The sequence below is a fragment of the Roseivirga sp. AWQ4_251 genome (assembly GCF_056158225.1).
This window is the reverse complement of record NZ_JBSWSW010000002.1, coordinates 1,500,591-1,526,863: the sequence shown is the minus strand read 5'-3', so window position 1 is coordinate 1,526,863 and position 26,273 is coordinate 1,500,591. Positions and strand designations below refer to the sequence as shown.

The window sequence follows — 26,273 nt, the reverse complement described above, 5'->3', positions numbered from 1 at the left end:
AGGAAATCAGAAATGGCTTAGTACTTCAAAACCTCTTTGAGTTTAGCATGACCGCTTCTACTCACCGGAAGTTTAGCGCCATTTTTCAAGCTCAGTTGATACGAATCCTTTTCGTACAATTCCAGCTTTTCGATTTGTTTAATGGCCACAATGTGTGAACGGTGAATTCTAATGAAGTCAGCAGAAGGCAGGTTGTCTTCCAAATATTTCATTCTAATCAGTTTTAAAAATTTGCCCTGGTCGGAATGAATACCCACATAATCATCTTCAGCTTCAAAATGCGCAATCTGATCTAAGCCAAGAATATGGATTTTATTGCCCGTTTTCACCACAAGCCTGTCTATTCCTTCAGCAATATCTTCGCGGGTTTCTTTTAAATTCTTGATTTCTGTTTTGGGTTCGGCTTTGCTGGCAATTTTCTCCAAAGCTTTTTGAACTGCCCCTTTAAACCTTTCTTCAGCGTACGGTTTTAGCAAGTAATCGGTAGCATTGAGTTCGAAGGCCTTAATCGCATACTGATCAAAAGCGGTGCTGAAAATCACCACAGGCGGGTTTTCCACCAGTTCTAACATTTCAAAACCAGTTATTTTGGGCATCTGAATGTCTAAAAAAAGCAAATCGGGCTTGTGTTCCTGAATTGCCTTTAAACCTTGAAAACCATCACCACATTCTGCCACTACTTCAATTTGGGCAAAGCTGGCCAAGTATGCTTTAATGATGTCGCGGGCCAGCTTTTCATCGTCTACAATCAGTGCTTTGATCATGCTTAATTCGGTTGTGGTATATCCAATCGTACGGTGAATAAATTATCATTCGTTTCGGTGAAAACCAATTTTGGCACACCGTAAATCACTTTCAGGCGCTCCCTCACATTCTTCAGCCCAATGCCACGGCCCTTTTTACTCACCGCATGCAGATCGAATTCATTGGTCATGGCCACTCTTAAAATTCCGTTTTCCACATAAGCTTTAATACGGATGGTCACTTCTTCCAAACTTTCATAAATGCCATGTTTTATGGCGTTTTCAATCAAAGGTTGAAGAATAAGATTGGGCAAAGTGCAATGAAGTGCATCTTCTTCAATTTCGGTTTCTACCCTCAGTCTATCACCAAATCGAACTTTTTCAATGTCGAGATAAAGCGTAAGGTTGGCCATTTCTTCTTCCACAGAATTGAGCTGATGGTTTTCTTTACCCAAACTATAGCGAAGAAAGTCTGAGAGTTTCACCACCATTTCACGAGCTTGATTAGGAGCTGTAATCGTGAGCGAGGCCACAGAATTTAAGCTGTTGAAAATAAAGTGAGGGTTGATCTGAGATTTGAGCATTTCCAACTCAGATTCCTTCAACATGGTTTCGAGCTGAGCTTGTTGTTGGGTTCGCTCGCGAATGTCATCGTAGTATTTAATAAGGTGGTAAACCAAAATGATAACCACATAATAAAGCAAAGCCAGAGCAGAGCGCCAAACCATGGAGCTTTGTAAGAAGAATAGCGATTCTTCAGAATAAGAAAGAAGGTTTTTAAGAATAGTGAAAGTAATAAAAACGCCTCCCGCTACTGAAAGGCAAGCTGCAGCCAAATGGCTGGCAATAAGATTGACGATTTGAGAAGAATCGAATGAATTATAACGAACCACAAACCAAAATACCAAGCCCAATCCATAGAAAATGCCGTTAAAAATGAAACTGTCTATAAATGCCTCTTTGCTGGTATAGTCATAAAAATAGTAAAGCCCAAAGCCGAAGAGTATCGCCACAAACAGCCAAGCTGCCGTGTAAAAAATCAGTCCGTTGTTTCTTAAAAAAGGGTGGTTCATAAAATTGGCTAAGCCGAAATTAAAAAATAGAATCGAGTTGACCACAAAGCAGATTGGGTAATGAGAAAAATTCCCATTACCCAAAACTTTTACTCTAGACTATTTTACTTCGCCACCACCAAAGAGCACTAACCCTTTTACAATTAGCTCTTTGCCTTCTTGCTGTTCGCTTTCCCCAATGAATTTGCGCTCATCGGAAAAACCTCCGAAAATGGCTGTTACTTTTACTTTCACGTTCATGTCTGAAGGAACTCTAATGTCCGTTCCGCCAAACAATACGAATACATCCAAAACATTCGTGCCGCTGGCAAGATCTGCGTTTAAAAGGTTCAGCTCAATGCCTCCAAAAATGGTGGTAAGCTTACCGCCCCTAAACGCCTTTGAAGTAACAACCCTTTCTCCTCCTCCGAAAAGCGCCATTTCATCGACCACATCAAGGTCTAATTCAGAATTTTTTTTTTGATCGTAGTCCGAGTTATTTCGGTTTTGCCTCAGAATAAGAGAGGCTCCGATTATGATGAAGATGACCGGCCAGAATTCGAAAATATCTCTGAAGTCTATCCAATAAACATCTCTTAATAAAAACACCGAACCCACTGCGATTAACGTTAGCCCAAGACCGACCTTTTCTCGAACTGTCGCAATTAAAACCCCAATTAGGATAAGAATGCTGTACCATTGACGGAAATACCATGGAATATGAATGTTGAAAATACCAACATTATCCATCGTCCAAAGAGCGCCTATGATTAGGAAAATCGCCCCCACTACGTACCGTTTGCTTGATGTTTGTGACATAATTTTTTCAGTTAAAAAAAGGAGCCATTCTTAATGCTTTGACCTACACTCTGAATAGCCCCTTTTGCTTGTTGTTTGAGTTTTTGTTGTTTTGAGCAGGGCTGTCTGCCATCCCTTATTTTGACCTGTGTTTTTCGACCTTTGGGCTTGAAACACATTCAAATGTACGCGGAATATCCGCCTTCTTGTTGAGGCAAATCGGTAAACGAACGCCCAGCATCGGTAAACGAACAATGTATTCGCCAAGCTTTTTTGCCACTATTCTAATATTCGGTGAATTACGGCCAACATTTACTTTCTATCTCATGCTTCATTGCCTAATTTTGGTGCAACATAAATCTCGTTCTATGGAATACAGAATTGAAAAAGACACGATGGGGGAAGTTCAGGTTCCCGCAGACAAATATTGGGGAGCTCAAACTGAGCGTTCAAGAAACAATTTTAAAATTGGCCCAGAAGCCAGCATGCCTTTAGAGGTAGTTTACGGTTTTGCCTATTTGAAAAAAGCTGCTGCTCATGCAAACCACGACCTTGGGGTGCTTTCAGCAGAAAAACGTGATCTTATTTCTCAAGTATGTGACGAAATTTTAGAAGGCAAACTTGACGATCAGTTTCCATTGGTAATTTGGCAAACAGGTTCGGGCACGCAATCTAACATGAACGTGAACGAAGTTGTAGCCAACCGTGCCCATGTTTTAGCTGGCCATGAATTGGGAGATGGTGCAAAAAGCATTCACCCAAACGATGATGTAAACAAATCGCAATCATCGAACGATACTTACCCAACAGGAATGCACATTGCTGCTTACAAGCTGATTGTTGAAAACACAATTCCTGGCGTTGAAAAACTAAGAGACACGCTTAAAGCTAAATCTCAAGAATTTATGAAAGTGGTAAAAATTGGTAGAACCCACTTGATGGACGCTACACCACTTACATTAGGACAAGAATTTTCTGGTTACGTTTCTCAACTCGACCATGGCATTAAAGCAGTTAAAAACACATTAGCTCACCTTTCAGAATTAGCTCTTGGCGGAACTGCAGTAGGTACTGGAATTAATACCCCAGAAGGTTATGCTGAACTTGTAGCTCAAAAAATTGCCGAGTTCACCGGTCAGCCTTTCATTTCTGCTGAAAACAAATTCGAGGCTCTTGCCGCTCACGATGCTCTAGTTGAAACTCATGGAGCTTTAAAACAATTGGCCGTTTCTCTAAACAAAATTGCTAACGACATCAGAATGTTGGCCTCTGGCCCTCGTTCAGGTATTGGTGAAATCATCATTCCTTCAAACGAGCCTGGTTCTTCAATTATGCCCGGTAAAGTAAACCCAACACAGTGTGAAGCCATGACTATGGTTTGTGCTCAGGTTATGGGTAATGATGTTACTGTAAGTGTTGGTGGTGCTCAAGGCCATTATGAGCTAAACGTATTTAAACCTGTTATGGCATACAACGTTTTGCAGTCAGCGCGTTTAATTGGCGATGCTTGCGTTTCTTTCACCGATCATTGTGCAGTAGGCATTGAGCCTAACTACAAAAGCATTCAGCAACACTTAAATAACTCTTTAATGTTGGTAACTGCTTTGAACACCAAAATTGGTTATGAGAAAGCCGCTAAAATTGCGAAGACCGCTCACGAAAACGGTACTACATTAAAAGAAGAGGCTATAAATTTAGGTTACCTTACTGCCGAAGAATTTGACGCTTGGGTAAGACCTGAAGATATGATTGGAAGTTTGAAAAGCTGACATTAAAGTTATAATTTGTCACTTTATGGGTTTTAACTCAAATAAATCAAGGATAAAATGAAGACTTCGAAAATAATTTTCACCCTTATGTTGGGCATCATGGTAGCCACATTCGCTACTGCTCAAGAAATGACCAAAGCCGAAAAAAAGGCGCATAAGGCTGAAATGAAGGCATGGAAAAAGAAAAAGAAATCCTTGTCTCCTGAGGACTTTAAAGTGCTTTCAGAAGAGCACCTAGAACTAAAAGCTGCCAATGCTGCTGCCATTAGCGACATTGAATCTTTAGAATCACAGGTAAGCTCAAAAGACAGCCAGATTAGTGATTTACAAAAGCAGGTTACTCGCATTCAGTCTTCTTATCAAGTAGCACAAAACGAAATTGCCAACCTAAAAGAGCAATTGAAAGACCGCCCAACTTACAATCCAAACCAAGTGAATGGAGAGGATTTTAGCATTGGTGTTGTTTTCAAAGTTCAGGTAGGTGCATTCCGTAAAGTAGACTTGAAAAAGTATGCTGATACTTCAAAGGATTTTTCTGAAGAAGGAGGCGAAGACCTGAGAAAATATGTAATTGGTAATTTCAGAAACTACGAAGATGCCAACGTTTTAAAAAGGTATTTACGCGAAATGGGCGTTGAAGACGCTTGGATTGTGCCTTACAGAGATGGAAAGAGAGTTCCTTTAAAAGACGTTCTTCCAACTGCTGAAAAAACGAAATAACAGAGTTTCAATACCAAAAACGTTACAGCAGTGCTTTGGAACTAAAGCACTGCTTTTTTTATACCCACTTTCGGGTCAATTTTATTACTATTTTTAAACATGCAGAAGAGGTGGCTATTTAGTGAACAAGCGGATGTTGAAGTAGTAAGATCACTTCAAGAATCCTTAGGCATAAGCGAAACGCTTGCCCTCCTCTTTGTGCAAAGAGGCATGAAGGATTATGAAGAAGCCAAAGCATTCTTCAGACCCCAATTAGATCAGCTTCACGATCCATTCTTAATGAAAGACATGGATAAAGCTGTTTCTCGACTTAATCAGGCTTTAGAAACAGGTGAACGAATTCTAGTTTATGGTGATTACGATGTAGACGGAACTACAGCTGTGGCCACATTCTATGGATTTCTGGCTGAAAAATATAATACACTCGAATTCTACATTCCCGATAGATATAAGGAAGGCTATGGCGTTTCCCAGGCCGGAATTCAATATGCCATTCAAAATGGCTTTGGGCTTATCGTTACGCTAGACTGCGGCATTAAAGCCTGCGAGCGTATTGGAGAAGCCAAAGCTGCTGGTGTAGATGTGATTGTTTGCGATCACCACACTCCTGGCGATATTTTACCTCCAGCTTATGCCGTTCTCGACCCAAAAAGAATTGACTGCGAGTACCCATATAAAGAACTCTCTGGTTGTGGTGTAGGCTTCAAATTGCTCCAAGGTTATTGCCAGCAATACGAAATTCCGCTGGAAGGACTTTATGACTATTTGGACCTTTTGGCTGTAAGTATTTCTTCTGACATTGTTCCCCTTACGGGAGAAAATAGAGTGCTTACTTATTTCGGTCTTAAAAAGCTCAACCAAAGCCCAAGACCGGGATTGAAAGCTTTGATCAACCTGTGTAAAGGAAACAAAGAACTGACCGTTTCCGGAATCGTTTTCGGCATTGGTCCGCGCATAAATGCAGCAGGCAGAATGGATCATGCGGGAGCTTCTGTAAGTCTTTTACTCGCTAAAACAGATGATGATGCGGCTTCATTGGCCGAAATGATCGACAATAAAAATGACGCCCGTAGAGATTTCGACAATTCAATCACTGAAGAAGCGCTTCAAATGATTGAGTCAGACGAAATACTACTGAATGCCAAATCAACAGTTCTTTATAAAGAAGACTGGCACAAAGGCGTAATCGGAATTGTTGCCTCACGCTGTGTAGAAAAATTTTACCGCCCAACGGTAATTCTTACTGAATCGAACGACAAGGTTACAGGATCTGCCCGCTCTGTGATGGGCTTTGATGTGTACAGTGCCATTACCGAATGTTCCGATCTTTTAGATCAATATGGAGGCCATATGTACGCTGCAGGTGTTACCATGTCCATCGATAAAGTGGACGCATTTCGCGCCAAGTTCGAAGAAGTGGTTGCCAAACAAATCACTGATGACCAACTCATACCAGCCATAAACATCGATACGGTAATATTTCTTGACGAAATCAATTTCAAATTCTTCAATACCATAAAACAAATGGGACCTTTTGGCCCTCAAAACATGCAACCTGTTTTTGTATCGGAAAACCTGCATGCCGAAAACGCCAAAGTACTTAAAGGTCAGCACTTAAAATTCATGGTAAAACAAGAAGGTAGCGACATAGCCTTTGATGCAATTGGTTTTGGCTTAGGAGAATACTTCGACTTGGTAAATTGTGGCATGAAATTTCATATGGCATACACTATTGAAGAAAATGATTTCCGTGGCCACCGTAGCCTTCAACTCTTCATTAAAGACCTGAAATTTGAATGATTATTCTATTTTTGCCCTTCCATCATGAAGTTAAAAGCCAACAACCTCGTCAAGATATATAAGAAAAGAAGAGTAGTAAACGATGTTTCCCTTGAAGTAGAACAAGGGGAAATTGTGGGTTTACTTGGCCCTAATGGAGCCGGAAAAACCACCAGTTTCTACATGATTGTGGGGCTTATAAAGCCCAACGAAGGCAGTATTTTTTTAGAAGACGAAAACATTACTCCACTTCCCATGTTCCAACGCGCCAAATTGGGTATTGGCTACTTGGCTCAAGAACCGAGCGTTTTCAGAAAACTAACCGTTGAAGAAAACATCATGGCCGTGCTGGAAATGACCAAACTTTCCAAAGCTGAGCAGAAAGAAAAGATGGAGTCTTTGCTTGAAGAGTTCAGTTTAACCCATGTTAGAAAGAACAAAGGCCAGGTTCTAAGTGGAGGTGAAAGGCGAAGAACAGAAATTGCCCGAGCACTTTCAGTAGACCCAAGTTTTGTATTGCTAGACGAACCTTTTGCTGGTGTGGACCCTATTGCCGTTGAAGAAATTCAGTCCATTGTTTTTAAACTGAAAAGGAAAAATATTGGCATTCTGATTACAGACCATAATGTTAACGAAACGCTTTCCATTACCGACAGAGCCTATTTAATGTTTGAAGGAAAGCTATTGAAAGCAGGAACTGCCGAAGAACTTGCAGCAGATGAACAAGTAAGAAAAGTATATTTAGGAAAGCACTTTGAACTGAAAAGAAAGGTATAGATGGCGTTTTTGAACTCTATATTGACATGGGTAATGAAAAAGCGGATGCACCAAATCGAGCTTTTCATGAAATACCCTTTAGAAGTTCAAGATGAGCTTTTTAAAAAGCTCATAACCACAGCCAGAAATACTGAATTCGGAAGAACCCATGGCTTTGCTGACATCCATAACCAAGAGCAATTCCGAAGGTTAATTCCTACTTTTAGTTATGAAGACATGAGCCCATATATCGAAAGAAATATGATGGGCGAGCAAAACCTACTTTGGCCTACGGATGTCAAATGGTTCGCGAAATCATCGGGAACTACCAATGCCAGAAGCAAGTTCATTCCTGTTTCTTATGAAGCACTAGAGGAATGTCATTTCAAAGGAGGCAAAGACATGCTTTCTATTTACTGCAACAATAACCCCAACACCATCATGTTCGATGGCAAAGGACTCACTATTGGAGGCAGTCAGCAAGTCAATCAATTTGATGCCAATCAGGAATCTTTTTATGGAGATGTTTCGGCTGTTATCATGTCCAACCTTCCTTATTGGACCCGCTTTGTCCGCACTCCAACGCTCGATATTGCCCTTATGGAAGAATGGGAATCGAAGATTGACTTGATGGCCAGGGCAACCATGGAGGAGAATGTGACCAGTATTTCGGGCGTTCCTACGTGGACGATCATTCTTTTACAGAAGATCATGGAAATTAAAGGCGTAGACAACATTTTAGAAGTTTGGCCAAACCTTGAAGTTTTCTTTCATGGCGCGGTAGCTTTTGGCCCCTACAAAAACATTTTCAAGAAAATGATTCCCTCAGAAGGCATGCATTATATGGAAACCTATAATGCGTCCGAAGGCTTCTTTGGCATACAAGACCAAACGGGTTCTGAAGAAATGCTTCTGATGTTGGATTATGGTATTTTCTATGAATTCATTCCTTTTGCAGAAATCCATAAAGAATCGCCTAAAGTAATTGGCTTAGGAGAAGTGGAAGAAGGTGGCAATTACGCCATGTTGATTTCTACAAATGCTGGCCTTTGGAGGTACAAAATTGGGGATACAGTTCAGTTTACTTCTGTAGACCCATACCGAATAAAAATTTCAGGCCGCACAAAGCACTTTATTAATGCTTTCGGGGAAGAAGTTGTAGTGGAAAATGCTGAAAGAGCCATTGCCAAAGCAGCCGAAGAAACCGGAGCTTTAATCAACAACTTTACAGCAGCACCAAAATATTTCAGCACCAACGAAAAAGCTGCTCATGAATGGGTAATTGAGTTTGAAAAAGAGCCAGATTCTCTCCAAACCTTTACCAATTGCCTCGACAGCACTTTAAGAGAGATCAATTCTGATTATGATGCCAAACGCTATAAAGATATGGCACTTACAGAACCCATAATCCATATGGCACCTTCGGGCACTTTTTATGATTGGATGAAAAAAAGAGGGAAACTAGGAGGTCAACATAAGGTACCGAGACTATCAAATACACGAGAGTATATTGATGATATTCTTGAAATGCTCACCGCTGTTAAATCTTAGGAAAGATTAGCCTTTACTTTATTGTACAACCAATCGCTTTTGTAGAATTCGGATCAACGTTTCCTCCGCTCACTAAAGCATCTACAGCTTCTTCAACATACTTTCGGGTAGCAGCTTTAGGATTACGGCTGTTGTTATCAATTGCACCGATATAAGCTACTTTAAAATCACCACCTACCTTTTCGAGCACATATACATGTGGAGTATTGGTGGCGCCATACGCGGCCGTTGTTGCCTGATCGTCCGTATCAATAGCATATGGAAAGGGGAAATCCTTTTTGTTCGCTCTTTCCTTCATTGCAGCAAAAGAATCGCCTGATGATTTTTCAGGGTTATTAGGTTGGATTGCAATTACTGAAAAGCCTTGTTCTAAATACTTCTGGTGAAGATCTATAATTCTATCCTCGTAGAGGGTTGAATAAGGACAAGTGTTACAGGTAAAAACCAAAATATAGCCTTGAGCACTTTTATTAGACTTTAGGGAAACAACACTTCCATCTACAGCTTTCAGGCTAAAATCTGGGGCTGAATCCCCAACCTTCACTCCATGGCTAGGAAATGAAAAAGCCGAAGCCAAAATTAACAATCCAATAAGAGCAATATTTTTAATGTAAATCATAGCTAATAGATTTATGAGTAGCCTCACTAAAAGAAGTTGAAAATCCACTTTTCAAACCACTTCAACAAATTTCTACTCTTTATATGGCCAATTTAGCAGGAATCGCGCCAGAAGCCCAATTTGCCAAAATTCCACTTCTTATTTAATATCTAGCAAAGAGAGTGGTTCCATCTGAAACTCTAAATTCTTACCTCTCCATCCTTACTCTCATGATATTGACCTTAAGGCTTATGTAGAGACTAGGCCAAATATAATTATTTCAAGGAGCCCAAAACTAAACACTTTAGAAGTTAAATCAGTGTTGTCTTAGTTTCTCCACACTGTTACCTACAAGGCAATACCGCTTAATAGTGAGTTAACAAAGGATGGTGGATGCTCCATTGTATAAAGAACAAAAAAGAAGTCTAATTCAGCTTTCGAAAGTGATAATCAATGTCAAAAAAATTAGCAATAGAAATGCCACTCACCTACTGCAAAGAAGAGGTAAAATATTTCCAATCTTAGACAAAAAGAAGAATGAAGAAAATCAAATTAGTTTTTCCACAAATCAAAAAAGTTATCCACATAAAAATGGAAAACAAACACAACTGATTGATTTTCAGTAATTTATAAAACAAAAATTTATATTAAATTTTGTTGATAACTTCTCCAAACAAGCTCAAATACAGCAACTTAGATGGAAATTAAGAAAAATATAAGCCGTGGGTGACTCAGGTAAAAGCAAAAAGTAGACAAGGAAAATCACTCCTGATGCTGCCTTTTTAATTTGGTACGATAAGCATTGAATATACGGGATTTAGAAACGATTCCCAAATACTCATTATTATCAATAACAGGTAAATTCCATGCCCCGGTTTTCTCGAACTTCGACATAACTTCTTCCATTCTATCATCAGACGATACAATGGCTGGTGGCTTATGCATCAGAGTAGCCACAATTACACTTTTTTGAGAGTCGGGATTGAACATAATTTCCCGTATGTCATCCAAAGTAATGATTCCTTGAAGCTCATTTTGCTCATTCACCACAGGAAAAATATTTCGTTTCGACTTTCTCACTAAGCTCACCAAGTCTCCTAACTTCTTATCGGGGTGAATGGTAAGAAGATCCTTTTCGATCAGCTTATCAATTCTCATCAAACTAAGCACTTGTCTATCCTTATCATGCGGAATCAAGTCACCTGTTTTAATTAGCTTGCCTGTGTAGAATGAATACTGTTCGAAATAACGCGATGTACTCAAGGCTATGGCAGAAACGATCATAAGTGGCAAAAAGAGTGTATACCCACTTGTAATTTCTGCAATCAGGAATATCGCGGTTAAAGGTGCATGCAACACTCCACTCATTACTCCACACATACCCACCAAGGTGAAATTACTGATGGACAAAATTTTACCGAAACCCAGCGTATTCACGGTTTGCGAATAGACATAACCCGTAATTGCACCGATGAACAAAGAAGGCGCAAAAATACCACCATTACCACCCGCGCCAATCGTTAGCCCGGTAGCTACAGGTTTGATTAAAAGTACGCCTAGCGCAAATAGAATTAGATAAAAGGTGTTATCCGTATGACTTAGAAAGAAGCTCTCTTTCAAAAGTTCTCCAGGGTTTCCGTTAAGAATAGTTGTAATAGAATCGTAACCTTCACCATAAATAGGTCTAAAAACGAGGATAATTACACCCAACGCAAGACCACCAAAAACCGCCCTGCCTGTTTTATTTTTAATTTTTATGGCCAAGCCTTCAGTATACATTGTCACACGGGTGAAGTACACGGACACCAAACCACACAAAGCACCAAGCACCAAATAGAAAGGGAAATCAGAAGCCTCGAAAGGGTCTTTTAAGTTGAACGAAAAGAGAACATCGGAACCCAAAGTGAGCATAGAAACTAAGGATCCAATAACGGATGCGATTAGCAGAGGTATGAAAGCACCCACTGTTACATCGGTCAGAATTACTTCTACGCTAAAAATAACGCCTGCAACAGGCGAATTAAAGATGCCAGAAATTGCCGCTGCTGCACCACAGCCAATCATGAGCGTACGTTGCTTGTAGCTCAAGTGCATCAACTGGCCAATGTTCGATCCAATAGCCGAACCTGTTACCACAATAGGAGCCTCCAGTCCTACCGAACCTCCAAAACCAACCGTAATGGCCGAGGTAACCATTCTGCTGTACATTTTAGTACGCTCAATGATACTCGACTTTTTAGAAATGATGTAGAGAATATTGGTGATACCGTGGCCCAACTTTTCTTTTAAAATTTTATTAGCCACCCAAGAAGTGACCAAAATACCAATGAGCGGATAAATCAAGAAAACGTATTCGCTTAAGTCGGCTCGGAAATCTCTGAGCAAGTGTTGAATATAGTGAACCGTACTTTTTAGGGTAACGGCAGCAACTCCACCAATTATTCCCACCAAGCCGCTCAACAACATTAAAAAGTTGCGGGTACTGATGTGGCGAATTCGCCAAATTAAGAACTTCGTCAGTAGTTTGTTAAGCTTCATGATTTGCTACCGCGAATTTCTAAATTTTCTTAGCCCTTTTCCAATATTCATCCATTTCATTAAGCGTCATTTCACCCATTATTTTTCCGTCCTTTTTAGATTCGGTTTCTAAATACTGAAATCGCTTAATAAACTTTTTGTTTGTTCGCTCTAGAGCTTCTTCCGGATCGATATCGATAAAGCGAGAATAATTAACCAAAGAGAATAACAAATCGCCAAATTCTTCCGTGGCCTTTTCTTTGTCAACCTTCGAATTGTCTTCAATGTTGAATTCGGCCTTGAACTCCTGCATTTCTTCCTCAACCTTCTCCCAAACCTGTTCTTTTCTATCCCAATCGAATCCGACTCCTCTGGCTTTGTCTTGAATTCTTACAGCTTTCACCATTGCTGGCAAACCTTTCGGAACACCTCCCAATACTGATTTATTACCCTTTTCCTTGAGCTTAATTTTTTCCCAATTTTCCTTTACAGCCTGCTCATCTGCCGCCTCCACATCGGAATAAATATGTGGATGACGATGAATCAGCTTATCGCAAATGGCATTCAAGGCATCAGCGGCATCAAAAGCCTGTTGCTCGTCCGCTATTTTAGAGTAGAAAACCATATGGAGCATGATATCTCCAATCTCCTTTTTCACCTCATCCAAATCATTTTCCAAAATGGCTTCAGAAAGCTCGTACGTTTCTTCAATAGTCAAATGGCGAATACTTTCCAGCGTTTGCTTTTTATCCCACGGACAGTTGAGTCTCAGCTCATCCATAATGGTCAAAAGACGGTCAAATGCTTCAAGTTTTTCTTTTCTGCGGGTATCTTCAGGAGGTTGAATCATGAGTTTTAGGCTTTTTGAGAAACTTCCCGCTCAAAGGTAGTGTTCTACACACAACTATCTTAAATTTGCATCAAATAAGTCTGCTATGACAACAACGATATTGACTTTAGGCTTTGTGGGAGTGTTCTTCATCTTCATGTCCGTTCGCCTTATTCTTATTAAGAATGGTGAATTCAAAGGCACATGTGCTTCTCAAAGTCCCTTTCTGAACAAAGAAGGTGTTCGCTGCGGCTTTTGTGGCAAAGAAGTTAAAGCAGGTGAGGCCTGTGGAAACCCCGATAATGAAGTAGACAAGGTAATGTCGAAGTTTAAGTAGTTCCCAAAACTACTTTCGCAAAAGTCGCCTATTTCTGACAGGCATATTTCCTTTTTGCTAGCTTTGTATTACACAAACCAATCGTACGCATAAGTGACCTTAATTAAGTCTATTTCTGGAATTAGAGGGACCATTGGTGGTAAAGTAGATAAGTCCCTAACCCCAATCGATGTTGTAAAATTTGCTGCCGCTTTTGGCACTTGGGCAAAACAAAACGGAGAAGGGAATACAATTGTCATCGGTAGAGATGCCCGCCCTTCTGGCGAAATGATTTCTTCTTTAGTTTCGTCCACTTTACAAGGCCTTGGCATTGACGTTATCGATTTAGGCCTTTCTACAACGCCTACCGTTGAAATGGCCGTTCCGGCCGAAAAGGCATGTGGAGGAATTATTCTAACAGCCAGCCACAATCCTGTGCAATGGAATGCCCTTAAGCTATTGAATGCTAAAGGCGAATTCATTAGCGGTGATGATGGAAAAGCAGTTTTAGATATAGCCAAACAAGACGCTTATGATTTTGCTCCAGTAAAATCGCTAGGCAGCTATAGAAAAGACGATACTTATATTCAAAAACATATTGAAGCCATTTTAAAACTGCCCTTGGTAGATGTTGAAGCTATTAAAGCGGCCAAATTTAAAGTGGTAATTGACTGTGTCAATTCAACTGGCGGTATCTCATTACCTCCTTTGTTGAAAGCTTTGGGCGTAACTAAAGTTGAAGAACTTTACTGCGAACCTAATGGGCACTTCCCTCATAATCCTGAACCATTACCTGAACATTTGGGACAAATCTCGAGTGCGATGGAAAAAGGCCAGTTCGATTTAGGCATCGTGGTTGACCCAGATGTGGATCGTTTGGCCTTGATCTCGGAAAACGGAGATCCATTTGGCGAGGAATACACGCTGGTGGCCGTTGCGGATTACGTGCTTTCGCAAACTAAAGGCAATACGGTTTCTAACCTTTCTTCTACCAGAGCATTAAGGGACGTTACCGAAAAACATGGCGCTACTTACCAAGCAGCTGCCGTGGGCGAAGTAAACGTAGTCGTGAAAATGAAAGAAACTGATGCCGTGATTGGCGGTGAGGGTAATGGAGGAATTATTTATCCTGAGCTTCATTATGGTCGCGATGCATTAGTAGGAATTGCTTTGTTTCTGACTTATTTGGCCAAGTTTGGAAAGAAAACTTCTCAATTAAGGGCGAAGTATCCAAACTACCATATTTCAAAAAATAAGATCGATCTATCTCCTGAAATTGATGTAGACAAAGTATTAGAAGGCATGCAACAGCGTTATAAAAAGCAGCCTATCAATACTATCGATGGAGTTAAAATAGAATTCGATAAAGAGTGGGTTCACTTGAGAAAATCGAATACGGAACCAATCATTCGTATTTATTCTGAATCTGATTCTCAAGCCACCGCAGAATATCTAGCCAACAAAATTATTGGCGACATTAAAGAGATTGTTTCTTCCAAATCATAAGAAAACAATGAAGAGAGTTTATTTAGACAACGCAGCAACAACACCATTAGACCCCGAAGTCTTCGAAACCATGAAGCCTTTGATGTTGGAAATGTATGGTAATCCATCTTCTACCCACGCCCATGGCCGTGAGGTGAGAACTAAGGTGGAGCGCGCCAGAAAAACGGTTGCAGAGTTGTTAAACACTACTCCTTCTGAAATTTTCTTTACTTCTGGTGGTACCGAAGCTGATAATACTGCCATTACCTGCAGTGTGGAAGCTTATGATTTGAAGCACATTATCACTACTAAAATTGAGCACAAGGCGGTTCTTCAAACCGTTGAAAAACTTGAAGCCACAGGAAAGGCTAAGGTGAGTTATTTAGAATTGGATGCTCAAGGGCACATCAATTACGATCACTTATCGGAGTTGTTGAAAACCAACAGCCGCTCAATGGTTTCGGTAATGCATGCCAATAATGAAATCGGAACATTAAACGACATCAACAGAATTGGCCAAATTTGCCAAGAATATGATGCCGTTTTCCATTCTGATACGGTTCAAACCATGGGTCATTTTCGCCATGACTTACAAACACTTCCTTGCCACTTTATTGTTGGTGCAGGCCACAAGTTCCATGGCCCAAAAGGTGTAGGTTTCTTGCACGTTTGCAAAAGCAAAAAAATCGGTCGATTTATTGAAGGCGGTGGCCAAGAAAGAAATCGCAGAGGCGGCACAGAAAACGTGTACGGCATTGTTGGTTTAGCCAAAGCTTTGGAGATCGCCTATAGCGAAATGGAATCTCATCAAAAACACGTTCAAGGGCTGAAAACCCGAATGATTGATCAGCTGAGAGAAATTGTACCGGGCATAGAATTCAATGGCGACATTAGAGAAGGGCATAGTTTGTATACCGTTTTGAACGCAAGTTTTCCTCCTCACGAAGACAACGACATGTTGCTTTTCAACTTGGATATAAATGGCATTTCAGCTTCAGGCGGAAGCGCTTGTTCCAGCGGAGCAAACACGGGCTCGCATGTGCTTACTGGCATTAATGCAGATCCAGACCGTCAGGGTATTCGTTTTTCGTTTAGCAAATACACTAGTGTTGAAGAAGTTGATTATACCCTCGAAAAATTAGCCGAAATTATGGCTCCAGTTCAGGTATAAGAAATTTGTAACCATAAAGCGGCTATGAGGTTTGAAAAGCATATGAAATTAAAAATCATCTTTTTAAGCCTCATAGCTTTTTTGTTTTCAAGCTGTTCTACCGATGATGGTATTGATATCATTGAATTCAAAGCCACCATTCGTGAAGGCAGCACACTTCAACTGGACTGCGATTACATCATCCAACCAGAAGCTGGTGATTTTGTAGTGCCTACATTTCTGCCTTTGGATTACAGAGAAGACGGCATGAAAGTTTACATCAAGGGTGAAATTTTGAATCAAGCTTCGGATTGCGCCAATTTGGTAGGAGGCGGTTTCTTATTCAGAATAGAACAGATTAGCCCCAATTAGGCATTCTGGACCAAGTCTTTTAAACATTCCACCCATTGTGGATCATCATTTAAACTAGGCACCAAATCCCATTCTTCTCCGCCTACTTTATGAAATTCTTCTTTAAAGGCCTCGCCAACTTCAACAGTAGTTTCTAAACAATCGGCAACGAAAGCTGGTGAATACACCAATACATTCTTTTTGCCTTTAGCTGGCAGTTCTTTTAAAACTTCATCCGTGTAAGGTTGAATCCATGGATCCTTGCCTAAACGAGACTGAAATGTAACGGTGTAGTCTTCTTCTTTTAGGCCAAGTTTTTCCGCCAAAAGGCGAGAAGTATAAAAACACTGCGCACGATAGCAGTATCTATTTCTTTCATGAAAATGGTTACAGCAGGTACCCAGCTGACATTGATTTCCTACTGAACCCTTTTTAATCTGGCGTTCAGGAAGCCCGTGATAGCTGAAAATCACATGGTCATATTGCTTTTGTTGCATCAGTTTTTTACCGTTAGCGGCAAATGCCTCGATAAAAAGTGGGTGATTCATAAACTGATTAACAAAGTGAATGGAAGGTATGATCTGCCACTGATTCACAATTTCATTTACCTTTTGAACCACAGAACCCGTGGTGGCAGATGCGTATTGAGGAAAAAGTGAAATCACAATAATTCGCTTCACATTAGCCTGCTTCAACTCATTCAAGGCTTCTTCAATGCTTGGGCTTTGGTAACGCATTCCTAAAGCCACTTTATAACCTTCGCCCAACGCAGTTTGAAGCATATCGCGAACATCGTAACCGTAAAACTTCAGTGGGCTACCTCTTTCTACCCAAAGCTTGGCATATTCAGCAGCGGATTTAGGGGCTCGGAAAGGAGCTATGATACCGTTTACCAATAAGAATCTAGGAATGTGCGGGATGTCGATTACCCTTTCATCCATTAAAAATTCCCGAAGGTATTTTCTAACATCACCTGTGTTTGGGCTGTCGGGGGTGCCCAAATTCACCAACAATACTCCTATTTTGTCTTTTTGCATTTTCTGAATCTACCCATGCGAAACTGATTGCAAAGATATTTGTTTTTAGAACTTAGGGCTAATTGATCGTTTCAATAGCCAATAAAAAAGCACTATCGGCTGATAGTGCTCTTATTCATATTCACCCTCGAAAAACAGTAGTGATCACTTAAAGTATCCTCATGCTTTAAATGCAGTTTTCGATTGATCTTTATTTATAGGTAGATCAGCTATTAAACAATCTCAATTTCAAATACCCTTATTCGGTAATAAAATTGCTAAAGCTGAAGCTCACCAGGCAATTCGAAGATTTAAAGTCGTTTAGTTAACAACTTTTAAAGCGGCCGCGTTATATCTTACATTAAATCAGCCTCGCCATTATGAAAACCCTTAAACTAGAATTCGAAAATGCCGATGGGCTTAAGCTATCTGCACGACTCGAAAACCCTGTAGATAAAAAACCGCTGGCTTATGCCATTTTCGCTCACTGTTTTACGTGTTCCAAAAACCTAATTGCCGTAACCAACATTAGCCGATCGCTGACTTCGATGGGCATTGCCGTTTTGCGCTTCGATTTTACTGGCTTGGGAGAAAGCGAAGGTGATTTTGCCGACACAAACTTCTCAGGAAATGTTCAGGATTTAATGGTGGCGGCTCAATTTCTAGCCGAAGAATATGAAGCTCCAAAAGTTCTGATCGGCCATTCGCTGGGAGGAGCAGCCGTTTTAATGGCAGCTTCACAGTTGGATTCCATTCAAGCGATAGTGACCATTGGAGCACCTGCAGATCCTCCTCATGTGAAAAGGCTATTTCAGAATTCATTGGAAGAAATAAAGGAAAAGGGAATTGCGACCGTCTCCTTAGGAGGAAGACCCTTCAATATAAAAAAGCAGTTTATCGATGATTTAGAACAGAACGATTTGGCTGAAGTTATCCATGAAATGCGCAAACCGCTGCTTATTTTTCATTCCCCACAAGATGACACTGTAGACATTATTAATGCTGAAAAAATTTATACCGCAGCGCATCACCCTAAAAGCTATATTTCTCTGGATGGAGCCGATCATTTACTCTCTGACAAAGCCGATTCAGCATATGTAGGCAAAGTCATTGGTGCTTGGGCCGATCGCTACATTAATCTGGGCAAGGAAAAAGAGGAAGAATTGACCACAACTTTTCAGGCCGTGGTGAGAAACGAGAAGGAAAACGGTCTGTTTTCTGAAATTATGGCCAGCAAGCACTACTTAGTAGCTGACGAACCCAAAGATGCTGGCGGCACCGATTTAGGAGGAAGCCCATACGATTTGTTAGTAGCTTCTTTGGGCGCCTGTACTGCCATGACCATTCGCTTGTATGCCAATCATAAAAAATGGCCGCTGGAAGAGGTTAAAGTTCACCTCACTCATGAAAAAAGGCATGTAGATGATGCGCAAGGAGAAAAAGAGGATTCTAAGCAAATGGAATGGATAGACAGAGAGGTTGAGCTTATTGGCAACCTGAGTGAAGAACAAAAAAATCGAATTTTAGAAATTGCCAATAAGTGCCCCGTTCACAAAACTTTAAGCTCGGGTTTAAAGGTAAATACTGAACTTAAGGCATAGCGCATTACGTTGCAGTAAGGTATCGCAAATATTTTTTGGCTATTTTGTAGACTTAACCGTTTTCGAATCTTCGGTTAGTTCCCTTTATTTTAACAAATGACAAACATTCAGGCTACGCTTATTACGCTAGGAGGATTCGCAATTGTGGCTGTAGCGGCCAACCAAATTGCAGGGTTCTTCAAAAAAATAAAACTCCCATTTATCACGGGATTATTGGTAATAGGCCTCTTTGCCGGACCTTTTATTTTCAAACTCTTACCAAAAAATGCTGGGGGCCACCTCCACTTTATCAACGACATTTCTCTGTCATTCATCGCGTTTGCTGCCGCTGCCGAACTCTACTTAAAAGAAGTACGCAGCCAATTTAAAAGCATTAAATGGATGACATTCGGACAATTGGTCGTCACATTTGTACTTAGCTCCATCGCCATTTTCTTTTTGGCGGATGTCATTCCTTTTATGGATGGCATGGAAACGCCTGTAAAAATTGCTGTTGCAATTCTTATGGCCACCATCTTTGTAGCGCGTTCCCCAGCTTCGGCCATTGCCGTTATCAACGAAATGCGTGCAAAAGGCCCATTTGTGCAAACTGCTATGGGTGTCACTGTTGTAAAGGATTTTCTGGTGATTCTGCTTTTCGCCATTTGCTTTTCCATTTCACAAGCACTTGTGCATGGCGATCCCCTAAGCCTTAAATTTCTACTTACCCTTTTGGCCGAATTGGCTGCTTCGTTTGGGCTTGGCTATGTAGTAAGCAAGCTTTTGGTTTTGGTATTAAAGCAGCGAATTCATCAGCATGCTAAAACAGTTTTAATTCTGGCGATTGGTTATGGCGTTTATGCGCTCTACTATTCCGTGAAGCACTATACTGTTGAAGAATTTGGAAAAGAATTTCACTTAGAGCCTCTTCTCATCTGTATTATCGGAAGCTTTTTAGTAACCAACTACAGCAAGTTCCGCTATGAGTTTCTTAAAATTTTGGAAGAAGTCGGTCCCTACATCTATATCGCCTTTTTCACACTAACAGGTGCTACCGTAAGCCTGGATATATTCATTGAATTGATTGGTATCGCTGTTTTACTTTTCAGTTTAAGGCTAATCACCATGGTATTAGGTTCATTCGTTGGAGGCAGCTTGGCTGGCGATTCTGGTCTTTTCCGGAGAATTGGATGGATGCCATACGTAACACAAGCAGGAGTAGGGCTGGGTTTGGCTACCATTGTAGCCGATGCGTTCCCCGGTTGGGGACAAGAATTTGCCACGGTTGTGGTGGCGGTTATTGTACTGAATCAATTTGTTGGGCCTCCATTATTCAAATGGTCCATTAATATGGTAGGTGAAGCCAGAACAAAAGCCAACACTTTGCACTTTGACGGTGTTCGTGATGCTATGATTATTGGGTTCGAAAGCCAAACCATTGCTTTAGCCCGCCAATTGAAACAACATGGTTGGGAAGCGGAAATCATTACCCGAAAGGTTGATTTAAACACCGATGAATTTCCAGATCTCAAAATTCACCAGACCCAAAACTTCACTTTAGAAACTTTGATGGCCTTGAACATTGAAAAGGCTGAAGCCGTTGTTTTGGCGCTTACGGATGAAGAAAACCTAATGATTGCCGAAAATCTTTATCAACATATCGGCACTAAAGACATTGTTGTTAGGCTCAATCAGCGATACAATTTTCAGAAGTTTCATAAACTGGATTGCTTAATTGTCGATCCATCTACCGCTATGGTAAGCTTGATGGACCACTTGGTGCGTTCACCACAAGCGGCCACTCTTCTGCTCGGTATGCGTGACGACCAAGACACAATGGATGTTGAAGTATTGAACCAAAATATGCGAGGTATTCCTCTTCGAGATTTGAGGCTACCTGCCGACATCATTATTCTTTCGGTAAACAGAAATGGCCAAAGCATCATTACCCATGGCTATACGCGACTAAGGCTTGGCGACACATTAACCATGGTTGGCTCTTATGAAAGCCTACAGAAAGTGGCGCTTAAGTTTGATCGTTAGACACAAAAAAGGCACTTCGGAAAAACTCCAAAGTGCCTAAATCAAACAACCACCCAATGACGTTAGGTTTTACTTACCGCCATCTTCTTTCTTTTTGGCATCTTTCTGCCAAGCCTTTCTGCGATCCATGCGCTTTTTCATCATGAATTTTTTCGCTTTCAACCTTTGAGCGTCTGTAATTTCAGGTCGGTTCTGAGGGCCTCTTTGACCTCTAAACTGACGTCTATTTTTAAAAGCCTCTTGTTTTTCGGCTTTCAACTGCTCCCATTGTTCATCAGTTAAAATCTCTTTCAACTTTTCCATTTGAGCTTGTCTAGCAACAAAAGCATCTCTTTTCATTTCTTCTCTCAAAGCTCTCATTCTTTCCATGCTCTCTTTTCGCTCTTCTCTGGCCGCTTTCAACTCTTTATCCAAAGCTGCCTTTTGTTGTTCATCCAATCCGAGCTTTTGAGCCATCTTTTCCGTTTGCAACAAAGTCTTGTTGCTGTCCTGTGCCCAGGCTTGGCTTACAAAACCAACCATTAGCACTACCATTGTAATTTTAAATATCGACCTCATATTTATTAACATTTTATGTTGCTTGGATGCAAAGAGGTCTATCAGGGTTTAATCGGATGTGTGAAAAATAAGAGTAAGCAGTTTCGCTAGTTCACTGAAGTAGCCTGATAGTTAACTATCATTTCTAGGTGAAAACACCTTGAAAAACAGGGTTTATAGAACCGTAAATGGAGTTGTAACCTTGGTTTTATCCCAAGCAATAATCATAACAGGAGTACCTTTTTCTTCGGAGAAATCAATGGTGAATTGTTCTAAAACCTCAGGCAATTCTTCCACTTTTCCTTTCACTTTCAATTCGTCATCTTCTGGAAAATAGCTTGTTCCCCAGTCAGGAATTTTGTTATTGAAAACGATAATCCATTCGTTCTTTCCTGGAAAAGTCACCAGAGAATAAGTGCCAGCTTTGAGGGTATCTCCTGAAAAAAGAATGTCGCGAGAAAGTTTAATGGTGGTTGCTTCATTGGCTCCAGTTCTCCACCATTCTCCGTAAGGCACTAAATCGCCAAAAATATCGCGGCTCTTTTTATACGGCCTACTATACCTGATTTCAATATTGACTTCGTTATTCGAAAAAGTAGCAACATCAGAGGGGCTGTATTTTTTGGTTTGGTATAATTCGTATTGCTGATACGACACAATTCCTCCCACAATAATGGCAATCACAATTACTACTACGGATAGCTTTCTCTTCATGCTGAGCAAATATATAAAATCTGACGCGTGTTAGACGCCAAAAAGGCCTCAAGGATTATGCCGCACACCCAGTTTTAACCCATTCCTTGATAAGGATTTAGCTTTTTAACAGTTTTTCGATTTCTGAAAAACCAATAATCGAGAATAAACACAAAATCTTGTGGCAATAAGCCCAAAAAGCAACAAGTCACTTTCGTTCTTCCTTTTTGCCTGTTCGCTTGTTTGAGTTCATTCGCTTTCCATATCTTTGCCCTATGGCACAGAATGACGATAATCTGCTCAAGAAAATTACAGGTCACGCGAAGGAATATGGCTTCATTTTTCCATCAAGTGAAATTTATGATGGTTTGGCTGCAGCCTATGACTACGGCCAAAACGGAGTTGAGCTAAAAAACAACATTAAGCAGTACTGGTGGAAAGCCATGGTGCAAATGAATGAAAACATTGTGGGTATCGATGCCGCAATTTTTATGCACCCAACTACTTGGAAAGCGTCTGGCCACGTTGATGCTTTCAACGACCCATTGATTGACAACAAAGACTCCAAAAAGCGCTATCGTGCCGATGTGCTTATTGAAGAAGTTGTAGCAAAATATGAGGCTAAAATTGAAAAAGAGGTAACCAAAGCTGAAAAGCGATTTGGCGATGCTTTCGATAAAGAACAATTTTTAGCCACAAACACGAACGTGCTAAGAAGCCAAACTAAAATCGATGAAATCGAAAACCGTTTGGGAACTAGCATGGAAAAGGGCGATTTGGCTGACATTAAAGCACTGATTGAAGAATTGGAAATTGCTTGCCCTGTTTCGGGTTCTAAAAACTGGACAGACGTTAGGCAATTCAACCTGATGTTTTCTACCGAATTAGGTTCTGTAGCCGATGGTGCCAGCAAAATTTACTTAAGACCTGAAACCGCTCAAGGTATTTTTGTGAATTACCTAAACGTGCAAAAAACCGGAAGAATGAAAATTCCTTTTGGTATTGCTCAAATTGGTAAGGCTTTCAGAAATGAGATCATAGCCCGTCAGTTCATTTTCAGAATGAGAGAATTTGAACAGATGGAAATGCAGTTTTTTGTAAAACCAGGAGAAGAAATGACTTGGTATGAAAACTGGAAAGCAAAACGAATTGCTTGGCACAAGGCCCTTGGCTTAGGCGAAGATAATTACAGATTCCACGATCATATAAACTTGGCGCATTACGCTAATGCCGCTACAGATGTACAGTTTAATTTCCCAATGGGCTTTAAAGAATTGGAGGGAATTCACTCAAGAACGGACTTCGATTTAAAAGCGCATGAAGAATATTCTGGTAAAAAACTTCAGTTCTTCGACCCAGAAGAAAACAAGTCGTATGTGCCATATGTAATCGAAACCTCAATTGGTTTAGATAGAATGTTCTTGGCCGTAATGTCTGCCGCTTATACTGAGGAAACTTTGGAAGACGGAAGCGAAAGAACTGTATTGAAAATACCAGCACCTTTAGCGCCATATAAAGTAGCGGTGTTGCCGTTGGTGAAGAAAGATGGACTTCCTGATAAAGCTCGAGAAATCCTGGCTGATCTGAAGTTTGATTTCAATTGCCAGTACGATGAGAAAGATGCGATCGGTAAACGCTATAGAAGACAAGATGCGATCGGAACGCCATTCTGCGTAACCGTGGATTACGATACTTTGGAAGACAATACGGTGACCATTAGAGACAGAGATGATCTTTCACAAATCCGAATTTCTATCGATGAGCTAAAAGCTAAGTTGAAGGAAGTTACTTCAATGGAGAATTTGTTGAGAAAGGTTTAACACCCCTCAAAACAATGAACGATGAGCTATAAACTCTATATTTCTAGCTCATCGTCTCAATACTTTGTACTGAATACTCAATACAATTTTCAAAACAACCCCATCTGGCCTCTGTTGGTCTTTACAAATAAGTCGGTTCTAAGTGAAGCCCGGTGAAAAGTATTTGCTTCAGGAAAATACTTTGCTTTAGAAAGTTCAAAAAGACGATGAATTGACTGCACCATTAGCCCTTCGCCACGCATACGGGTTCCGTATCGGCTATCGTTTAATGAACCTCCGTGAGCACCTTTAATCTGGTTTAAAATTTTGTCGGCTCTATCAGGAAAGGCCTGCTGTACCCAGTGCTCAAACACTTTTCCGATAGCACCATTTAAACGCACCATGGTAAAGCCCGCGCTGCTCGCTCCAGCTTCGGAAGCAGCTTTCATAATTTCAGGAATTTCATGGTCGTTGAGACCTGGAATAATTGGACCAATCATTAAACTGACAGGTACACCCCGTTTCCTCAAAGTTTCTATAGCCTTTAGTTTTCGGGGAGCAGAAGCCGTTCTTGGTTCCAGTTTTCTTCGTACGGATTCATCCAGCGTTGTCAAACTAAAATAAACGCCCGCCAAATTTTGATCGGCCAAAGGCCCCAAAATATCCAAATCACGAGTTACGGTCACATTCTTTGTAATAATGCCTACGGGATGTTTGTATTTCAGAAATACCTCCAGCAGTTTTCGTGTAATCTGAAGTTTCTGTTCCAAAGGTTGATAACAGTCTGTATTTCCCGAAAGAACAATGGTTCGCGGTTGCCAATTAGGATTCTGAAAGTGCTTTTCCAACAACTGCGGAGCCGATTCTTTATAAAGAATCACGCGTTCAAAATCCAACCCAGCATTATAGCCCCAATACTCATGGCTATTTCGGGCATAGCAATAAATACATCCATGTTCGCAACCCTGATATGGATTTAGGGAGTATTCCATCCCCACATCAGGGCTTTCCACTTTATTTACAATGGTTTTGGGAAAAATGGGAATATACTTTGTGTAAGGCGAATCGGCATCAAACTCATCTATTCCTTCCAAATGTTCTTGAACATATTCGTGCATCAAGAACCTATTCTTCACTTGTTTTTGCGCTCCTCTACCTTTAATCATGTCTATAATTTTTAGCAAAACTAAAATTAATAGTTTTCGACTAAAAACAAGTGGCCGCGCTAAAACTAAGGCAAAGAAATTTTGGGTTAAGGAAGCGGAATGTAACCGGTTTCTCCTGGAACCATTTCAAACTCTTTGTTCGCCCATCGTTGCTTTGCTTCTTCCAAGGTTTCCTTTTCTGAAGCCACAAAGTTCCAATAGATATAGCGTTCTTCGGCAAACGGTTCACCACCAAAAATAAGCACGTGAGAATTCTCTCCCATTGTAATTCTGCAAAGGTCTTCTTCTTTGGAAACCAACATATTCCCCTTTTCTATTCGCTCTGAACAAGCTTCGATATAGCCTTCTACAATACAAATTCCGATTTCTCCGGTCAACTGACCCTCAATATGAAGTTCTTCCTTTTCGCCTGACTTAACTTCAACCATAAACAATTCAGAATGGACCGGAACGGGTGAAACATGACCAAAACCTTTACCCGCAACCAGCTTAAAGTTCAGGTTTCCAGCTTGCCAAGAAGGCAATTGATTCGCTGCAGTGTAGGAAAATTGTGGCTCCATTTTCTCTAAATGTTTTGGCAAAGCAACCCAAATTTGATAGCCATGAGCCATAAATTCTCGGCCATCTCTTAGGTATTCGGGTGTTCTTTCGGTATGCACAATTCCTTTGCCTGCCGTCATCCAGCCTACTGCTCCTGGCTCCACTAATTGAGCCGTACCCAAAGTATCGCGATGCATTATTTCACCTTCAAGCAAATAGGTGAGGGTGGAAAGGCCAATATGCGGATGCTGACCTATATCCATATAGTGACCTGGTTTAATGGTAGTGGGCCCCATATGATCGATAAAAATAAAAGGGCCTACCATTCGCTTCTTACCGAATGGTATTAAACGACCTACTAAAAAGTCGCCAATATCACGACTTCGCTCTTCAATGATTAAACCAGTATTCGACATGTCAAAAGATCGGAAGAAATACCGAAAAATGTGTGTTTGGTTCTTTTCAAATCAACGCTCAATGCAGTT

General features: G+C 40.7%; 23 protein-coding genes. 12 read left to right on the top strand and 11 right to left on the bottom strand.

Features of this window, described 5'->3' with window-relative positions; all coding sequences use genetic code 11:
* Positions 1 to 17 precede the first annotated feature (17 nt).
* The 3 genes from ACXACJ_RS20615 to ACXACJ_RS20605 form a co-directional block, all read right to left on the bottom strand.
* Entirely contained in the window at positions 18 to 764 is a 747-nt protein-coding gene (locus ACXACJ_RS20615) for a LytR/AlgR family response regulator transcription factor (RefSeq protein WP_475136320.1), read from the bottom strand.
* 2 nt (positions 765 to 766) lie between these two features.
* Positions 767 to 1,816, bottom strand: coding sequence for a sensor histidine kinase (locus tag ACXACJ_RS20610; protein ID WP_475136319.1), 1,050 nt, complete (start codon positions 1,814 to 1,816; stop codon positions 767 to 769).
* A gap of 99 nt (positions 1,817 to 1,915) precedes the next feature.
* Positions 1,916 to 2,614, bottom strand: coding sequence for a LiaF transmembrane domain-containing protein (locus tag ACXACJ_RS20605; protein WP_475136318.1), 699 nt, complete (start codon positions 2,612 to 2,614; stop codon positions 1,916 to 1,918).
* Between the two features lie 347 nt (positions 2,615 to 2,961).
* Between ACXACJ_RS20605 and fumC the strand changes: the two genes are divergently transcribed.
* From fumC to ACXACJ_RS20580, 5 genes are all read left to right on the top strand, one after another.
* Positions 2,962 to 4,362 (top strand): class II fumarate hydratase, encoded by a 1,401-nt coding sequence (gene fumC / locus ACXACJ_RS20600; protein WP_475136317.1) that lies wholly within the window; start codon positions 2,962 to 2,964, stop codon positions 4,360 to 4,362.
* Positions 4,363 to 4,419: 57 nt separating this feature from the next.
* The gene (locus ACXACJ_RS20595; protein WP_475136316.1) at positions 4,420 to 5,082 is read left to right on the top strand and encodes an Ezrin/radixin/moesin family protein; all 663 of its coding nucleotides are present in this window, start codon (positions 4,420 to 4,422) and stop codon (positions 5,080 to 5,082) included.
* Positions 5,083 to 5,181: 99 nt separating this feature from the next.
* Entirely contained in the window at positions 5,182 to 6,882 is a 1,701-nt protein-coding gene (gene recJ, locus ACXACJ_RS20590) for a single-stranded-DNA-specific exonuclease RecJ (protein ID WP_475136315.1), read from the top strand.
* Between the two features lie 24 nt (positions 6,883 to 6,906).
* Entirely contained in the window at positions 6,907 to 7,638 is a 732-nt protein-coding gene (lptB, locus tag ACXACJ_RS20585) for an LPS export ABC transporter ATP-binding protein (protein WP_475136314.1), read from the top strand.
* A complete protein-coding gene (locus ACXACJ_RS20580; protein ID WP_475136313.1) occupies positions 7,639 to 9,168 on the top strand; it encodes a GH3 auxin-responsive promoter family protein in 1,530 nt (509 codons plus the stop codon).
* 13 nt (positions 9,169 to 9,181) lie between these two features.
* Here the strand turns inward: ACXACJ_RS20580 and ACXACJ_RS20575 are convergent, their stop codons facing one another.
* The 3 genes from ACXACJ_RS20575 to mazG all read right to left on the bottom strand — a co-directional run bounded on the left by ACXACJ_RS20575 (position 9,182) and on the right by mazG (position 13,133).
* A complete protein-coding gene (locus ACXACJ_RS20575; protein WP_475136312.1) occupies positions 9,182 to 9,787 on the bottom strand; it encodes a thioredoxin family protein in 606 nt (201 codons plus the stop codon).
* Between the two features lie 741 nt (positions 9,788 to 10,528).
* Positions 10,529 to 12,304 (bottom strand): chloride channel protein, encoded by a 1,776-nt coding sequence (locus tag ACXACJ_RS20570; protein ID WP_475136311.1) that lies wholly within the window; start codon positions 12,302 to 12,304, stop codon positions 10,529 to 10,531.
* Positions 12,305 to 12,323: 19 nt separating this feature from the next.
* Positions 12,324 to 13,133 carry a nucleoside triphosphate pyrophosphohydrolase gene (gene mazG, locus ACXACJ_RS20565; protein ID WP_475136310.1) on the bottom strand — a complete coding sequence of 270 codons (810 nt, stop codon included), beginning with the start codon at positions 13,131 to 13,133 and terminating at the stop codon, positions 12,324 to 12,326.
* 85 nt (positions 13,134 to 13,218) lie between these two features.
* Here mazG and ACXACJ_RS20560 point away from each other — a divergent pair, with 85 nt between their 5' ends.
* From ACXACJ_RS20560 to ACXACJ_RS20545, 4 genes are all read left to right on the top strand, one after another.
* Entirely contained in the window at positions 13,219 to 13,449 is a 231-nt protein-coding gene (locus ACXACJ_RS20560; RefSeq protein WP_475136309.1) for a hypothetical protein, read from the top strand.
* Positions 13,450 to 13,542: 93 nt separating this feature from the next.
* Positions 13,543 to 14,934 (top strand): phosphoglucosamine mutase, encoded by a 1,392-nt coding sequence (glmM, locus tag ACXACJ_RS20555; RefSeq protein ID WP_475136308.1) that lies wholly within the window; start codon positions 13,543 to 13,545, stop codon positions 14,932 to 14,934.
* A 7-nt stretch (positions 14,935 to 14,941) separates the two neighbouring features.
* Complete coding sequence (locus tag ACXACJ_RS20550) at positions 14,942 to 16,084, top strand: cysteine desulfurase family protein (RefSeq protein ID WP_475136307.1); 1,143 nt, start codon at positions 14,942 to 14,944, stop codon at positions 16,082 to 16,084.
* A 42-nt stretch (positions 16,085 to 16,126) separates the two neighbouring features.
* The gene (locus tag ACXACJ_RS20545; RefSeq protein ID WP_475136306.1) at positions 16,127 to 16,435 is read left to right on the top strand and encodes a hypothetical protein; all 309 of its coding nucleotides are present in this window, start codon (positions 16,127 to 16,129) and stop codon (positions 16,433 to 16,435) included.
* Here the strand turns inward: ACXACJ_RS20545 and hemH are convergent.
* Positions 16,432 to 17,451, bottom strand: coding sequence for a ferrochelatase (gene hemH / locus ACXACJ_RS20540; RefSeq protein WP_475136305.1), 1,020 nt, complete (start codon positions 17,449 to 17,451; stop codon positions 16,432 to 16,434). The genes ACXACJ_RS20545 and hemH overlap by 4 nt on opposite strands.
* Positions 17,452 to 17,810: 359 nt before the next feature.
* On the opposite strand from hemH, the gene ACXACJ_RS20535 reads away from it, so the two are divergent.
* A complete protein-coding gene (locus tag ACXACJ_RS20535) occupies positions 17,811 to 19,031 on the top strand; it encodes a bifunctional alpha/beta hydrolase/OsmC family protein (protein WP_475136304.1) in 1,221 nt (406 codons plus the stop codon).
* A gap of 96 nt (positions 19,032 to 19,127) precedes the next feature.
* Positions 19,128 to 21,053: a monovalent cation:proton antiporter family protein gene (locus ACXACJ_RS20530; protein ID WP_475136303.1), complete on the top strand. Its 1,926-nt coding sequence runs from the start codon at positions 19,128 to 19,130 to the stop codon at positions 21,051 to 21,053.
* A gap of 69 nt (positions 21,054 to 21,122) precedes the next feature.
* Here ACXACJ_RS20530 and ACXACJ_RS20525 read toward each other — a convergent pair whose 3' ends face one another.
* Positions 21,123 to 21,611: a hypothetical protein gene (locus ACXACJ_RS20525; RefSeq protein ID WP_475136302.1), complete on the bottom strand. Its 489-nt coding sequence runs from the start codon at positions 21,609 to 21,611 to the stop codon at positions 21,123 to 21,125.
* A 153-nt stretch (positions 21,612 to 21,764) separates the two neighbouring features.
* Complete coding sequence (locus ACXACJ_RS20520; RefSeq protein ID WP_475136301.1) at positions 21,765 to 22,304, bottom strand: DUF2911 domain-containing protein; 540 nt, start codon at positions 22,302 to 22,304, stop codon at positions 21,765 to 21,767.
* 254 nt (positions 22,305 to 22,558) lie between these two features.
* Here ACXACJ_RS20520 and ACXACJ_RS20515 point away from each other — a divergent pair, with 254 nt between their 5' ends.
* Positions 22,559 to 24,103, top strand: coding sequence for a glycine--tRNA ligase (locus ACXACJ_RS20515; RefSeq protein WP_475136300.1), 1,545 nt, complete (start codon positions 22,559 to 22,561; stop codon positions 24,101 to 24,103).
* An 89-nt stretch (positions 24,104 to 24,192) separates the two neighbouring features.
* On the opposite strand, the gene ACXACJ_RS20510 is transcribed toward ACXACJ_RS20515, so the two are convergent.
* Positions 24,193 to 25,248: a PA0069 family radical SAM protein gene (locus ACXACJ_RS20510; RefSeq protein ID WP_475136299.1), complete on the bottom strand. Its 1,056-nt coding sequence runs from the start codon at positions 25,246 to 25,248 to the stop codon at positions 24,193 to 24,195.
* A gap of 86 nt (positions 25,249 to 25,334) precedes the next feature.
* Positions 25,335 to 26,204, bottom strand: coding sequence for a pirin family protein (locus tag ACXACJ_RS20505; RefSeq protein WP_475136298.1), 870 nt, complete (start codon positions 26,202 to 26,204; stop codon positions 25,335 to 25,337).
* Positions 26,205 to 26,273: the final 69 nt, after the last annotated feature.

Bases quoted from the DNA above. Each gene is read 5' to 3' on its own strand.
- ACXACJ_RS20615 (WP_475136320.1), bottom strand. From the start codon at position 764: ATGATCAAAGCACTGATTGTAGACGATGAAAAGCTGGCCCGCGACATC.
- ACXACJ_RS20610 (WP_475136319.1), bottom strand. From the start codon at position 1,816: ATGAACCACCCTTTTTTAAGAAACAACGGACTGATTTTTTACACGGCA.
- ACXACJ_RS20605 (WP_475136318.1), bottom strand. From the start codon at position 2,614: ATGTCACAAACATCAAGCAAACGGTACGTAGTGGGGGCGATTTTCCTA.
- fumC (WP_475136317.1), top strand. From the start codon at position 2,962: ATGGAATACAGAATTGAAAAAGACACGATGGGGGAAGTTCAGGTTCCC.
- ACXACJ_RS20595 (WP_475136316.1), top strand. From the start codon at position 4,420: ATGAAGACTTCGAAAATAATTTTCACCCTTATGTTGGGCATCATGGTA.
- recJ (WP_475136315.1), top strand. From the start codon at position 5,182: ATGCAGAAGAGGTGGCTATTTAGTGAACAAGCGGATGTTGAAGTAGTA.
- lptB (WP_475136314.1), top strand. From the start codon at position 6,907: ATGAAGTTAAAAGCCAACAACCTCGTCAAGATATATAAGAAAAGAAGA.
- ACXACJ_RS20580 (WP_475136313.1), top strand. From the start codon at position 7,639: ATGGCGTTTTTGAACTCTATATTGACATGGGTAATGAAAAAGCGGATG.
- ACXACJ_RS20575 (WP_475136312.1), bottom strand. From the start codon at position 9,787: ATGATTTACATTAAAAATATTGCTCTTATTGGATTGTTAATTTTGGCT.
- ACXACJ_RS20570 (WP_475136311.1), bottom strand. From the start codon at position 12,304: ATGAAGCTTAACAAACTACTGACGAAGTTCTTAATTTGGCGAATTCGC.
- mazG (WP_475136310.1), bottom strand. From the start codon at position 13,133: ATGATTCAACCTCCTGAAGATACCCGCAGAAAAGAAAAACTTGAAGCA.
- ACXACJ_RS20560 (WP_475136309.1), top strand. From the start codon at position 13,219: ATGACAACAACGATATTGACTTTAGGCTTTGTGGGAGTGTTCTTCATC.
- ACXACJ_RS20550 (WP_475136307.1), top strand. From the start codon at position 14,942: ATGAAGAGAGTTTATTTAGACAACGCAGCAACAACACCATTAGACCCC.
- ACXACJ_RS20545 (WP_475136306.1), top strand. From the start codon at position 16,127: ATGAAATTAAAAATCATCTTTTTAAGCCTCATAGCTTTTTTGTTTTCA.
- hemH (WP_475136305.1), bottom strand. From the start codon at position 17,451: ATGCAAAAAGACAAAATAGGAGTATTGTTGGTGAATTTGGGCACCCCC.
- ACXACJ_RS20535 (WP_475136304.1), top strand. From the start codon at position 17,811: ATGAAAACCCTTAAACTAGAATTCGAAAATGCCGATGGGCTTAAGCTA.
- ACXACJ_RS20530 (WP_475136303.1), top strand. From the start codon at position 19,128: ATGACAAACATTCAGGCTACGCTTATTACGCTAGGAGGATTCGCAATT.
- ACXACJ_RS20525 (WP_475136302.1), bottom strand. From the start codon at position 21,611: ATGAGGTCGATATTTAAAATTACAATGGTAGTGCTAATGGTTGGTTTT.
- ACXACJ_RS20520 (WP_475136301.1), bottom strand. From the start codon at position 22,304: ATGAAGAGAAAGCTATCCGTAGTAGTAATTGTGATTGCCATTATTGTG.
- ACXACJ_RS20515 (WP_475136300.1), top strand. From the start codon at position 22,559: ATGGCACAGAATGACGATAATCTGCTCAAGAAAATTACAGGTCACGCG.
- ACXACJ_RS20510 (WP_475136299.1), bottom strand. From the start codon at position 25,248: ATGATTAAAGGTAGAGGAGCGCAAAAACAAGTGAAGAATAGGTTCTTG.
- ACXACJ_RS20505 (WP_475136298.1), bottom strand. From the start codon at position 26,204: ATGTCGAATACTGGTTTAATCATTGAAGAGCGAAGTCGTGATATTGGC.